The organism is Moraxella sp. RCAD0137, assembly GCF_002894025.1.
GTDB lineage: Bacteria > Pseudomonadota > Gammaproteobacteria > Pseudomonadales > Moraxellaceae > Moraxella > Moraxella porci.
In genome coordinates, this window is the sequence record NZ_LTCC01000001.1 from 295279 (window position 1) to 309084 (window position 13806).

Below are 13806 nucleotides of genomic sequence, written 5' to 3' on the forward strand. Positions count from 1 at the left end.
GATTAATCATAGGAGAACCCCATGCCTTTATTTGCCATCATCGGTCATGATGTCGCTGACAGCGGCCAGAAGCGCCGTGAAACCAGACCCATGCACTTAGATCGTCTGCATAAACTTAATGAACAAAAGCGCCTCATTGTCGCTGGCCCCACACCGATCGAACACGGTGCTGACGCCATGAGTGGCAGTCTGGTGATTGCAGAGTTTGACGATTTGGCAGAAGCAAAAGCCTGGGCAGAGGCCGATCCATATCTGGAGGCGGGTGTGTACAGTCATGTCGATATCAAACCATTCATCCAAGTACTGCCATCAAACTCATGACAAATCAGCACACGCCTTATGCGCCGCTTAGCACCGCCGATATCCACTGGAAAACCGATGCTGAGGGTCACACTGTGCCGACCTCTCAGCAGTTTGATGATGTGTATTTTTCGCACACAGGCGGTCTGGCAGAGGCGCGGCATGTCTTTATTAACGGCAATGATCTGCCCCATCGATGGTCGCAGCTAGATCCACGATCCTGCTTTGTCATCGCTGAGACAGGTTTTGGGACGGGACTGAATTTTTTGGCAGCGTGCCAACTGTGGGATGAGATTGCCCCCTCAACTGCCAGATTGCATTTTATCAGCACCGAAAAATTCCCACTCACCCAAAGCGATTTGCGACAAGCGTTATCGGCATGGAGAGATGATCCTACGCTGCAGCGATGGATTGATCGGCTGATCGCCCAGTATCCGCTGCCGATGTCTGGCTGCCATCGCTTACATATCACTCCTCTGATCACATTGGATTTGTGGTTTGGTGATGCCAGTCAAAGCTTGGATGAGCTGATCAAAACCCAAGATCGCGCCAGAGTCGATGCGTGGTTTTTGGATGGCTTTGCGCCCGCCAAAAACAGTGATATGTGGCGTGATGCATTATTTGACCAGATGGCAAAGCTGTCCCATGCCAATACGACGCTGGCCACATTTACAGCAGCAGGATTTGTACGCCGTGGATTGATTGCAGCTGGATTTGATATCATCAAAACGCCAGGATTTGGTCGTAAGCGCGAGATGATCAGTAGCCAACATCCGCCCTGTCAGCCGACACTGTCACCATCAGCTCACAATACGCCTAGCAAAAAAATCGCCCTCATTGGCGGCGGCATCAGTGGTGTCAGTTTGGCTTTTACCTTAAAGCGGCGCGGCCATGACATTCATTTATTTGAGCCTAATGGCTTGATGTCTGGCGCTTCAGGCAATCCCTGCGCGCTGTTTGCACCTAAATTGACGGTGCTTGAAAAAGCTGCCGACCATCTACCAACGGTGAGTTTTTTATATGCGCATCGGCATTATCAAGCTCTCAATGACGCCGCCAAAAACAGCGATCAGCGCGTATTTGAAGCCATTGGCGTCACCGATTTACTGCTGCCCAGCCAAAAATCCGCCGACAAGCGCCGAGCTATGATCCACCCTTACCCAAAATCACTGATCCATGAGGTGCTAAATGACAATCACAGCAGCGATGAGCAGATTAATGCCATCCATCAAGACCTAAGCTGCGCTGACATCGTCGCCCATGTGCCGATGGGCGGAATCTTATACCCTGCCAAAATCGCCCAAGCCTTCGATGCCGCTAGGCCAGCCACACACATCAGCGCATCTGTCATACGCATCAGCGAATCAGCCGATAAAGTCAGCATTACCACAAGCGACGGGCAAGAGCAGCAGACATATGACTTTGATCAAGTGGTGATCTGTGCAGGCTTTGTTAGCTCTCAAATCGAGCAATCCTTGTTTGACTGCCGTAAAATTCGCGGTCAAGTGTCATGGGTGGCGCTTGACAATGATCCGACAGATGGTGCAAAACATGCCATCAAATACGATGGCTATTGCAGCCAGTTTTATGATGACGCCTTGGGCAGTCAGGCGCTACTATTTGGCGCAAGCTTCGTGCGAAACAGCACCGACACCGCGATCAGCGAACATGAGCATCAGGACAATCTGCATAAACTGCGCACTGCTTTGCCAACATACTGCGACACACTGAACATTTCAGATCATCCCAAGTTTCATGGTCGCGCAAGCATCCGTGCGCAGACCCCAGATTATCATCCGATCATAGGTCTAATCCCAGGCCAAAAGCGCAGTTTTTGTATGTATGGCATGGGTTCAAAAGGGTTTAGCTTTGCGCCTCTTTGCGCCGAGGTGCTATCTGAATTGATGGATCAAGGCATCCTCCCCATTAGCAAAGCTTTACTGGACAACCTAAGCCCAAATCGCCCTCGATTAACAGTGCCACTCGATCAAAGCAAGTAAAGCTATGAATGAAGTCAATGGATAAAGTCAATGAATTAAAAGTCATAAAAAAACCGTGATATATCACGGTTCGCGCTGATATCACAACAGATCTGGGAAAATGGTGCGCAGGCCTGCAACGACAATCTCAACCGCCAAAGCTGCCAAAATGATGCCCATGATGCGATTAATGACATTTAGGCCAGTTTCGCCCAAGATCTTGCTGATGCGGCCAGCTGCCATCAATGACACATAACAAAAAATACTGATGCACAACCCTGCAATGATAATGAATGCCATCTGCATCGCGCTTTTGACTTGTGATGAATAAATGATCACCGTTGAAATACCGCCCGGCCCAATCATCATCGGAATCGCAAGCGGCACCACAGCCATGCCTGTCAGTGAGCTTGGGTTCTTGGGCTTCGGTGGTGTGACTTCATCTTCGTTAGGTTTGGCAGGGTTGTTGCCATCACTCATCATGCCAAGGGCAATGATGAATAACAAAATACCGCCAGCTACACGAAATGAGCCTAATGAAATGCCCAAACCACGCAACATCGCTTCCCCGAATAACGCAAAAAAAGCGACAGTTATAAACACCGTCGCCGAAGCGATGATGGCCATGCGCCGCTTATCAGGCAACTCATAGCCATTGGTCAGATTAACAAACATCGCCAACGCTGCTGATGGATTGATCAGCACCACAAAGGCGAGGATGATTTTGATGATTTCAACTTCCATGAATCTCTCGGTGTATCAACGCGTATTTTAATCAAAAATCTCAGCTGCTGGGGCTGGCATGGCTCATAAGCCTAAGTCGTGTTATTGTAGCATGCTTTGACTGATTTGCAATGAACTTGGCAACCAAAATCCCAAAAAACAGTTGAAAAATCAAGTAATATGCGGTATCTTGCATGCACAGTTTTTAGCAATTGAGTGTCATGAACGAGCATCAGCATCAAAACGCCGTCGTGCTGTTTTCAGGCGGCCTAGATTCCACCACCTGTCTGTATTGGGCCAAATCAGAATTTGCCAACATCACAGCTGTCAGCTTTAGTTATGGTCAGCGCCATTCCAGCGAGCTGATGGCAGCACAGAACATCACCAAAGCGCTTGGCGTCAAACACCTCGTCATCGACATCGACATCGCCAAACTTGGTGGCTCAGCGCTCACCGACCCTGATTTGCATGTCCCAGACTATGATGCCTCGATCGTTTATGGAGATGATGATAAAGTCGCGCCCATCACTTATGTGCCTGCCCGAAATACCATTTTTTTGTCTTATGCATTGGCAGTAGCTGAGGTCACCCAAGCATCAGCCATCATCATTGGCGTAAGCTCAGTGGATTATTCAGGCTATCCAGACTGCCGACCAGACTTTATCCAAGCCTTTGAACTCATGGCAAATCTGGCAACAGTCGCAGGACGCCAAGGCCACCGCTTGTCGATCATCGCACCACTGCAGCAACTGTCAAAGGCCGAAACGCTACAACTGGGTCTATCCTTGGGCGTAGATTACGCATTGACAGTATCATGCTATCAGGCCGATGCCCAAGGACGAGCTTGTGGTCACTGTGACAGCTGCCATCTGCGCAAACAAGGCTTCATGGATGCTGGCGTCAGCGACCCAACGCGTTATCAACAGCTTGATCAATAAATGAAAATCCCGTTTATCATAACGGGATTTTTTGCGCTTGGCTTAATAGCATTAGCGCGTCATGATGGCATTGATCAATCACAGCTCAAATCTGTGATAGGATCAATTTTAACTTCTCATTGGGATCGGTTGCAGCTGTGATCGAACGGCCAATCACCAGATAATCCGAGCCATTAGCCAAGGCATCGCTTGGCGTGCAAATGCGCTTTTGGTCATCTTTGGCATCATCATCTAAGCGAATGCCTGGGGTGACAAGTTTAAAATCAGTGCCAAATCGCTGTTTTAGCATCGCACTTTCTTGGGCTGAGCAGACCACGCCATCCAGACCTGCCTGATGTGTCAGTCCTGCCAGATGCAGTACTTGCTCGGTCACATTGCGGCTGATGCCAAGTTCAGCCAAGTTAGCATCTGTCATCGAAGTCAGTACCGTCACGGCGATCAGCAGCGTATCATAACCCCCTGCCATCAACCGCTCTTTGCATAATCGCATGGCATCAGTACCGACACTGGCATGAATATTGGTCATCCATACGCCCATATCAGCAGCCGATAGAATAGCTTGGGCGGTGGTATTTGGAATATCGTGAAACTTGAGATCCAAAAATACTTCAAAGCCACGCTGATGAAAGGCATTGACCACTTCCACGCCACAGACGGTAAACAGCTCTTTACCCACTTTTAGTCGGCATAGTGATGGATCTAAGCTATCCGCCAAGGTCAGTGCATCAGACAAATTGTGCTTATCTACAGCGACGATGATGGGTGAAGTACTCATGAATCTATCCTTTTTTTGCTAAAAATTTGGCTTATCACAGTATAATACACAAAAAAAGCCGTTGAGTTAACGGCTTTTTAGTTGCTGATCATGATAGCACAGATTTAACAGTGATTCAATGTTAAAGCCGCGTTGAAAATAATAACCACCGCCATCATGATCGGGCAGCACACCTTTTACAAAGGGCGATGCGGGTTGGTGTCGTGTGCTGGATTGACAGAATGGTTGATCGATGTGGTCTCAGCCAAAGTCACCACATCCGATTGATTTTGTGACTCAATACGGCGAATGTGTTCTGCTTGTTGCGCCAATTTCAAATTGGCCTCACTCAGCTGAGCTTGCACATTGGCATTTTCCTTTTTCAGACGGCTGATTTCCCATTTATTTTGGAAAACACGGAACAATAGCAGTGCCAACAAAATACCGATCAACACGCCCAAAAAGATGGTCGCAACCAAAATCAAGCCCAAGCTCATGTTGGCGACATTTGAAAATAGTAGATTGACCGAGATGGCTTGATTGTTTAGGACCACCAGCGCCAAAGAATAAGCGAACGCCAGTACAAGTAGAATAATTAAAATAATATGCATAACAAACTCTTAATATGCTTTAATATGTTATATTGTAATTGATACAACAACTCAATCATTGATGGCATTCACCGCTTCACGCAGTGCTTTGCCGGGTTTAAAGTGCGGCACAGATTTGGCATTCACAGATACGCTCTCGCCCGTACGCGGATTGCGCGCGATGCGTGCAGCACGATGATGCAGGCAAAAACTGCCAAAACCCCGAACCTCGATGCGGCCATCATGAATCAGCTCTTCAACCATCATCGCCATCATCAATCGCACGGCTTCATCTACCACATGCTCTTCCAAATCATCACAGACCGCTGCCAGATTGGCAATCAAATCAGATTTATTTACTACCGCCTGCATACACCTCACCTTGGATTGCATTTCATGTATCAGATTTTTAACAAATTGATAGAATCTTGATAATAACCGAAATCTATCAAAAAGAAAATGTGTTTTTTGTTAAATTTGATGATTTTAAATCAATTTTTTGTAAAAATTCACAAAATAACAGCCATCTATCGCTTTATGGTCGCTTGTCATCATGATACATCGATTAATCGTTACTTATAACGATTCACACATAAAAAAAGAGCGATGATTGCTCATCACTCTTTTTATGCAGCTTTGGATTAGCCTTTTAGTGCATCACCGAAGATGTCACCAAGAGTTTTTGGCTGTGCTTCAGCTGGTTGAGCATTTGATAGCTCTTTGATTGCTTGACGCTCATCTGCTTCATCTTTAGCCTTGATAGATAGGCTGATGCTGCGTGATTTACGGTCAGTGCCAACAATCTTCGCTTCAACTTCATCACCAACACTTAGGACTTTTGAAGCATCTTCAGTGCGCTCACGAGCGATGTCAGCGGCACGTAGGTAGCCTTCTACTTCATCAGCCAAAGTGATCACTGCACCTTTTGCATCAACTTCTTTGACTGTGCCTTTAACGATTGCACCACGGTCATTTGACAGTAGGTATTCGTTGAATGGATCGGAGTTTAGTTGTTTGATACCTAGGCTGATGCGGTTTGCTTCAGCATCTACAGATAGGACAACAGCTTCTACTGTGTCGCCTTTTGAGTAGTTGCGGATTGCTTCTTCACCAGCTTCAGTCCAAGAGATGTCTGATAGGTGAACTAGACCATCGATACCACCTTCTAGGCCGATGAACAGACCAAAGTCAGTGATAGACTTGATAGTACCGCTGATTTTTTGACCTTTTTCGTGGTTCTTGTCAAACTCTGCCCATGGGTTTGGCATAGTTTGCTTGATACCTAGGCTGATACGACGACGCTCGCCATCGATCTCAAGAACCATGACATTCACTTCGTCGCCCACTTGAACAACTTTTGATGGGTGGATGTTCTTGTTGGTGTGGTCCATTTCAGACACATGCACCAGACCTTCGATGCCTTCAGCGATTTCAGCGAAGCAACCATAGTCAGTTAGGTTGGTCACGCGTGCTTTGGTGATGGTACCGACTGGATAAGTTTGTTCAACTTCAGTCCATGGATCAGCGCCAAGTTGTTTTAGACCCAGGCTAACACGGTTACGCTCACGGTCAAACTTCAATACTTTAACTTTTAGGTCTTGGCCAACTTCAACAGCTTCTGATGGATGCTTGATACGCTTCCAAGCCATGTCAGTGATGTGTAGAAGACCATCGATGCCGCCTAGATCAACGAATGCACCGTAGTCAGTTAGGTTCTTAACAATACCTTCTACTTCCATGCCTTCTTCTAGTTTGGCTAGTAGTTCATCACGCTCTGCTGAGTTTTCAGCTTCCATAACGGCACGGCGAGAAACCACGATGTTATTGCGTTGCTTGTCGATCTTGATAACTTTGAACTCAAGCTCTTTGCCTTCTAGGTGAGTTGTTTCGCGTACTGGACGAACATCTACTAGAGAACCTGGTAGGAACGCACGAACAGAACCGATTTCAACAGTGAAACCACCTTTAACTTTAGAAGAAATAACACCTTTAACGATTTCGTCGTTTTCGTGTAGCTGCTCAAGCGCACGCCAGCTTTCTTCACGCTTCGCTTTTTCGCGTGATAGCACAGTTTGACCCATGCCATTGTCCACAGCTTCAACAACCACATCGATGCTGTCGCCTACTGCTACTTCAAGCTCGCCAGCTTCGTTTAGGAACTCTTCACGAGCAACGATGCCTTCAGACTTAAGACCAGTGTCCACTGTAATCCAATCGCTGTCAATCGCAACCACAGTACCTGAAATCACTGAGCCACGCTCAATGTTAAGACCTTGTTCTGATTGGCTTGCTTCAAACAGTTCAGCAAATGATACCATTATGTTTACCTTAAAAAATATAGCCACAACCTGCCAGCCCAGTGTGGTTCAGTTAAGCATGATGCCAAGCATTGCTGGATTTACACTTCGCTCACGCATTAAAAAATATAAACCGCATTATTTTACACCAATTTAAATTAAAAATCACCCAATTTTTACAGTTTTTTTGGGTGATTTTGTCAAGATGTGGATAAATTGGCCGCATTGATCATCGATGGTCTAAGTTGGGAAAACAACGCCCTGCTTTTCACAAAATTTACGCACAGACAGATATACGGCTTCAGCATCCATGGCTGAGCTATCAAGCACCAGCGCATCATCAGCAGGCTTAGATGGTGCAACGCTACGGTTTTGGTCACGCTCATCGCGAGCTTCAATCTCTGCCAAAATCGCCTCATAATCTGCCGATTTACCCGCCTGCGTCAGCTGAGCGACACGTCGGTCGGCTCGTGCTTTGGCACTGGCGGTCAAAAATACCTTCACAGGCGCATCAGGGAAAATCACCGTGCCCATATCTCGACCATCAGCGATGAGTCCGCTTCGCTTCGCCATGTCTCGCTGCACATCCAATAATGCTGTACGCACTTTTGGGAATACGGCGACTTTTGAAGCATAACCACCAACGGTTTCATTGCGGATATCATCAGTCAGTGGCTCGCCATTGATTAAAATTTCGACCGTCTTTGTTTGATGATTGATGGCAAAGGCGAGATTTAACGACTGCGTCAGCTTTTCTAACTGCAATTCTAAATCAACTACATCATCAGCCAACAGCCCTTTTTGGTGTGCCAATAAGCCTATGATGCGATACAAGGCACCGCTGTCCAAAAGATTATAGCCCAATTCATCCGCCAGTCGATATGCCAGCGTGCCTTTGCCTGCACCACTGGGTCCATCGATACAGATGACTGGGTGTGGATACTGCTTTGTCGTCGTCATAATAAGCTCTTTTATTAATAATTTAATTAAACTGTGCTATTAGCCATTTGTTTTGCCAAGCGTTTATCCGCGCGTCGTTTGGCAAAAAATTGACTCAGCATCTGTGAGCATTCACACGAGAGAAGCCCTTGTGATACCATCGCCTGATGATTATAAAATCCCATCTGGCTTAAGTTCATCTGACTGCCGACCACGCCTGATTTTGGCTCAAAAGCAGCAAACACAATCCGCCCAACCCGAGCATGAATCAGCGCCCCAAAGCACATGGTGCACGGCTCAAGCGTCACATACAGCGTCGTCTGTGGAGGCAAACGATAGTTACCTAGCCGAGTACAGGCATCTCTAAGCGCCACAATCTCAGCGTGTGCCGTTGGGTCATTAGATAAAATCGGCTGATTAAACCCTTTACCGATCACCTGCCGATCATGCACAAGTATCGCACCGACAGGTATCTCGCCTGCCATTGCACCTTTTTTGGCTTCAGCAATAGCCAGGTGCATCATGGTGACATCGAAACAGTGCCAAAATTGATAACTTGACAGGTTAACCACTTGCCAATCAGGCCGAGACATCAGCGGACACAAAGACTGATTACTGTGGCAGTTGCCAGTCAATCGGGGTTTTGCCATGGCGTATCAGATAGTCATTAGTCTTGGAAAATGGGCGAGTGCCAAAAAATCCACCACGATTGGCAGATAGCGGCGATGGATGATTAGCACTTAGCACCAAATGCCGCGCGGTATCAATATATCGTCCCTTGTTCTTGGCATAACTGCCCCACAGAATAAAAACCGTCCGTTCGGTTTGTTCATTCAGCACTTGGATGGCGTAGTCGGTAAACTCTTCCCATCCTTGACGCTGATGACTACCTGCTTGACCTGCTTCGACAGTCAATGTGGCGTTGAGTAGTAGCACACCCTGCCTTGCCCAAGATGACAAATCGCCATGCGCACTGACTGGGATGCCAAGGTCGGTGGCCAGCTCTTTTAGGATGTTTTGCAGACTTGGTGGTTTGGGAATAATCTTTGGTACGCTAAACGACAATCCCATTGCCTGCCCTGCACCGTGATAAGGATCTTGCCCCAAAATGACCACTTTGACTTGAGATAAAGGCGTCAGGTGAAAAGCATTAAAAATCTGATTTTTTGGCGGATAAATCTGCTTGCCTTCTTGATAAGCCGACTGCAAAAATGTACGCAGCGCATCCATCTTTGGGTCAAGCAGTGCCGGTGCCAGTGCCATTTTCCAATCTTCGGGCAACTGTACTCGTGCCAGTGCCGCTTGCTGCTGATCATCTAGCTTCATCATTTACCCTTTTTAAATGGTACGGCAGAAGTTTTTACCACGGTCGTGCCGGCCAGTTTATCATGCCAGCCTTGTCGCTTTGGATTACGACCTGCGATAAAATAATTAATCATCAATAAAATCAATGCCATATTGATCGGAATTGGCAGCGCACTGGCGAATTGATAAATCACAAACAGCACCACAATACGCAAAATGATGCGTTTTAAAAAATTGGGCTTATCAAAAGTCTCAACATCCACCGTGCGAATGCCCACAAGCAGCTTGCCAAACGACTGTCCGCGCGCGATGATCAAAATCATCTGTACCAACACATAACCCAGCAGCAGCAGACTGGATAAAGTCATTGTCTCGGTTGGGATTTGGGTGGCAAGCTGTCTGGCATATTCCATACGCGCTGCCATATCGCCCAAATTCAGTCGCTCAGGATCAGGATCTAGCGCCATAAACTGCTGCAAAAATGGCAGCAAGGTCAATAAAAACAGCACAAAATTGATCACCACCGCCAAAAAGCGCGATCCAATCGACGCCAAAGCCGCCTGCTGATCGACCAATGTCGCTGATGGGTGCGCCTTGCTGGCTTGGCCTGCATGGGCGGCATGGGTAGGATGCAGATGTTGATTCGGCTCATCGGCTGGTTTTTTGCCGTATAATTCAGCGACGCTAATGCGCTTTTGGGGCGATGGCCGATCTGTGGCAGTCGGCTTAAAATCCACATTGTCGCCAAAGCCTCTGGGTGCTTCTTTGGCTGCGGCTGGCTGAGACTGTCCGACTGGCTGAGCTTGGGCTGGCTGAGACTGTCCGACTGGCTGAGCTTGGGCTGGCTGATAATGCAGCTGATTATCGGTTAGATCACCCAATCGCTGCCATTGGCTCATCGGTGCATGCCACGCCAAATCATCGAGCAAAACCTCGCCTGAGGCCAGCATGGTATTAAGTTCATCTAGGGTATAAGGCCCTGCTTGTACATTATTTCTTGCTAAATAAATTTTCATAATCGACTCAAAGCTAGTTTATCCGTCTATTGTAAACCAAAGCCAGTAAATAAAACAAGGCATGATGAGTCATGCCTTGAGTGTTGTTTTTGATGAGTTTAAAACAATGATCGATGGATCTTAGGCTTTTTTTAGTAACACAGAACCGATCGAATAGCCTGCACCAAATGAACACATCACGCACAGATCGCCTGATGCCACACCGTCTTGGGTCTCGTGAAATGCCACTACGGGACTGGCTGAGCTGGTATTACCATACTCGCTGATCACCACTGGGGCGATGGACTTATCAGTATCCTTACCGACCACAGAGCGCAAAATCAGATCAATCATATTAATGTTTGCCTGATGTAGCCACATGCGTTTGATTTGGCTTGGCTCAAGATTATTTTCACTCAAATGTGTGCTGATGATCTCAGACACCTTAGGGCAGACTTCACGGAACACTTTTCGGCCTTCTTGGAGGAACAACTTATCGCTGACTGGCTCTTCGATGTCTTCGTACATCTGAGTGCCTGCCGCCAAAAACTCACTGCGATCCATAAAGCCGTATTCGTTTTTGATGTTGGTCGAAAACTGCGTGTAAAGCTTGCTGTCTAGCACTTCATAGCCTTTTGGCGTGTCTAGCGCTTCGATGATCGATGCTGCTGCCACATCACCGAAGATAAAGTGGCTGTCACGATTGCGCCAGTTCAGGTGTGCTGAGGTGATCTCGATATTTAGCACCGCGATCTTCTTGCCCAGTCCTGCTTTGATGCTGCCGACCGCTTGGGCGATGCCAAAAGTCGCGGCACTACACGCCACATTCATATCATAAGCAAAACCATGCGTCATACCGATGGCATGCTGAATCTCAATGGCGATTGCAGGATAGCAGCGCTGAAAGTTTGAGGAAGCACAAATGATGCCATCAAGCTCATCCGCTGACAATCCAGCAGCGTCCAGCGCATCTTTTAGCGCTGCCAAACCCATCTCTGCCATCACTGACAGCTCTTCACCCAGCTTACGCGCTGGAAAAATTGGCGCCATGATCTCTGGATCCAAAATGCCTTTTTTATCAATCACATAGCGCGACTTAATGCCTGAGGCCTTTTCGATAAATTCACTCGATGAATGCTGCAAAGCCACTTTCTCGCCTGCCGCGATGGCATCGGCGTGCTTGCTGTTATAATTATCCACATAAGTATTAAACGCTGTCACCAGCTCATCATTGCTGATTTTATGTTCAGGCTTATAAATACCAGTCGCGGTTAGATAGATGGCCATAAATTCACTCCAGTATTGGGTTGTGGGCAAAGGCAATGCCAAATGTCCCGTCGCATCCTTTGTCGATGGCTAAGCCTCCAAGCCTATGACCTTAGTGCAGCTAAGCCATCGATCAGATTTTAAAAATATCACCAATTTTAGCACAAATAAATGTAACGAGTTGTAAAAATATACGCTTGTTTACATAAAAATTGTGTAAACATTTAAAAATGTTATTATTTTCAATGGTTTATTGGCATTTTGACACTCAAATTTATTTATACTTATAGCCATTAGGCACTGTTGAATTACAGCACGCCACGCGAATGCATAAACAACTTATCAATGGCACATGCTGTAAAAATTATTTAATTTCAATGACTTATTTATGATGGTTAATAATTTTTGCAATGATTTATGATGAATCAGCGTAAATTTATAGTCAAAATATAGCCAAGCGCCAAAACCGATGCTATACTACAAATTTCAACCAAGCTGTGCGAGCAAACAGCCCATCAATTCATCAAATAGGATAAGCCCACCCATGAGCGTACGCCACTTTCGCAATCTGCTAGACATGACACCAGCTGAACTTGAAGCCATCATCCGTCGTGCCAGCGAACTGCGCCAAATGCAGCATCGTGGCGAGATTTACCGTCCTTTCGTCGGTCGTACGCTTGGCATGATTTTTGAGAAGTCATCGACGCGTACTCGCATTTCTTTTGAGGCTGGTATGGGTCAGTTTGGCGGTCATGCGATTTTCTTATCCCCAAAAGACACTCAGCTTGGGCGTGGTGAGCCGATCGAAGACTCCGCCAAAGTCATCTCAAGCATGGTCGATATCATCATGATTCGCACCTTTGAGCATGCCAAGCTTGAGCTGTTTTGTCAGCATTCATCCGTGCCTGTGATCAATGCCTTGACTGATGATTTCCACCCTTGTCAGCTGCTGGCGGATATGCAGACCTTTCATGAGCATCGCGGCAGTATCAAAGGCAAGACGGTCACCTGGGTCGGTGATGGCAACAATATGTGTGCGTCTTATATCCTAGCAGCGCATCAGTTCGGCTTTCAGCTGCGCGTGACTGCGCCTTATGGCTTTGAGCCAAATCCTGAGCTGATCGAAGAGTACAGCCACTGTGTCACTTATGTCGAAGATCCCCAAGAAGCTGCCAAAGGTGCGCATCTGATCGCCACGGATGTTTGGGCAAGTATGGGTCAAGAATCAGAGCAGATGACGCGCGCGCGCCGTTTTGCACCTTATCAAGTCAGCCCTGCGATGCTCGATAAAGCTGATCCTGAGGTGCTATTCATGCACTGCTTGCCTGCGCACCGCGGTGAAGAGATCAGCTTTGATTTATTGAACGACCCGCGTTCTGTGGTATGGGATGAAGCCGAAAACCGCCTACACGCCCAAAAAGCTTTGATGGAATTTTTATTAAAAGACAAAATCAAATTAGACTGATCTATGGGATGCAGTCGGGTTTATTAAGCGTGGCGATGGCTGCGCTTTTTTTATGCACTTTATTGATGATTGAAATCCAGTGGCATCCGCTTAATCGTGCCTCGGCTTGACTTATCATTAATATGCCCTTACTTTGCTCGCCAAATTCGCATATTCACAATCTGCCACCAATTTTTTACATATTATGACACATACTGTTACATTATTTGGCATGAAAGGCGCTATAATGGTGCCGAACTGCCTTGAGCAGTGCAT

The 13806-nt window shown here is 46.9% G+C and carries 14 protein-coding genes; 4 read left to right on the plus strand and 10 right to left on the minus strand.

What is annotated here, in order from left to right:
* The first annotated feature begins 21 nt into the window (after positions 1-21).
* Together AZ602_RS01280 and mnmD are read left to right on the plus strand one after the other, a co-directional pair.
* Entirely contained in the window at positions 22-321 is a 300-nt protein-coding gene (locus tag AZ602_RS01280; protein ID WP_103033339.1) for a YciI family protein, read from the plus strand.
* A complete protein-coding gene (mnmD, locus tag AZ602_RS01285) occupies positions 318-2300 on the plus strand; it encodes a tRNA (5-methylaminomethyl-2-thiouridine)(34)-methyltransferase MnmD (RefSeq protein ID WP_103033340.1) in 1983 nt (660 codons plus the stop codon). The genes AZ602_RS01280 and mnmD overlap by 4 nt, the downstream gene beginning before the upstream one ends.
* 81 nt (positions 2301-2381) lie before the next feature.
* Here the strand turns inward: mnmD and AZ602_RS01290 are convergent, their stop codons facing one another.
* Complete coding sequence (locus AZ602_RS01290) at positions 2382-3023, minus strand: MarC family protein (protein WP_103033341.1); 642 nt, start codon at positions 3021-3023, stop codon at positions 2382-2384.
* Between the two features lie 200 nt (positions 3024-3223).
* On the opposite strand from AZ602_RS01290, the gene queC reads away from it, so the two are divergent.
* The gene (gene queC, locus AZ602_RS01295; protein WP_103033342.1) at positions 3224-3940 is read left to right on the plus strand and encodes a 7-cyano-7-deazaguanine synthase QueC; all 717 of its coding nucleotides are present in this window, start codon (positions 3224-3226) and stop codon (positions 3938-3940) included.
* Between the two features lie 85 nt (positions 3941-4025).
* Here the strand turns inward: queC and pyrF are convergent, their stop codons facing one another.
* The 9 genes from pyrF to AZ602_RS01340 form a co-directional block, all read right to left on the minus strand.
* Complete coding sequence (gene pyrF, locus AZ602_RS01300) at positions 4026-4715, minus strand: orotidine-5'-phosphate decarboxylase (protein ID WP_103033343.1); 690 nt, start codon at positions 4713-4715, stop codon at positions 4026-4028.
* Positions 4716-4891: 176 nt separating this feature from the next.
* Positions 4892-5305: a lipopolysaccharide assembly protein LapA domain-containing protein gene (locus AZ602_RS01305; protein ID WP_103033344.1), complete on the minus strand. Its 414-nt coding sequence runs from the start codon at positions 5303-5305 to the stop codon at positions 4892-4894.
* A gap of 51 nt (positions 5306-5356) precedes the next feature.
* The gene (locus tag AZ602_RS01310; RefSeq protein ID WP_078316921.1) at positions 5357-5656 is read right to left on the minus strand and encodes an HU family DNA-binding protein; all 300 of its coding nucleotides are present in this window, start codon (positions 5654-5656) and stop codon (positions 5357-5359) included.
* A gap of 269 nt (positions 5657-5925) precedes the next feature.
* Entirely contained in the window at positions 5926-7605 is a 1680-nt protein-coding gene (gene rpsA / locus AZ602_RS01315; RefSeq protein ID WP_199174071.1) for a 30S ribosomal protein S1, read from the minus strand.
* Between the two features lie 216 nt (positions 7606-7821).
* Entirely contained in the window at positions 7822-8541 is a 720-nt protein-coding gene (gene cmk / locus AZ602_RS01320; protein ID WP_103033346.1) for a (d)CMP kinase, read from the minus strand.
* A 26-nt stretch (positions 8542-8567) separates the two neighbouring features.
* The gene (gene tadA, locus AZ602_RS01325) at positions 8568-9044 is read right to left on the minus strand and encodes a tRNA adenosine(34) deaminase TadA (RefSeq protein ID WP_227525135.1); all 477 of its coding nucleotides are present in this window, start codon (positions 9042-9044) and stop codon (positions 8568-8570) included.
* Between the two features lie 88 nt (positions 9045-9132).
* Positions 9133-9849, minus strand: a complete 717-nt coding sequence (ung, locus tag AZ602_RS01330; RefSeq protein WP_103033347.1) for a uracil-DNA glycosylase — start codon at positions 9847-9849, stop codon at positions 9133-9135.
* Entirely contained in the window at positions 9846-10841 is a 996-nt protein-coding gene (locus AZ602_RS01335; protein ID WP_103033348.1) for an RDD family protein, read from the minus strand. Before AZ602_RS01335 ends, ung begins: the two co-directional genes overlap by 4 nt.
* 120 nt (positions 10842-10961) lie before the next feature.
* Positions 10962-12107 (minus strand): beta-ketoacyl-ACP synthase III, encoded by a 1146-nt coding sequence (locus AZ602_RS01340; RefSeq protein WP_103033349.1) that lies wholly within the window; start codon positions 12105-12107, stop codon positions 10962-10964.
* Positions 12108-12630: 523 nt separating this feature from the next.
* Here AZ602_RS01340 and argF point away from each other — a divergent pair.
* Positions 12631-13551 (plus strand): ornithine carbamoyltransferase, encoded by a 921-nt coding sequence (gene argF, locus AZ602_RS01350; RefSeq protein WP_103033350.1) that lies wholly within the window; start codon positions 12631-12633, stop codon positions 13549-13551.
* The last annotated feature ends 255 nt before the right edge of the window (positions 13552-13806 follow it).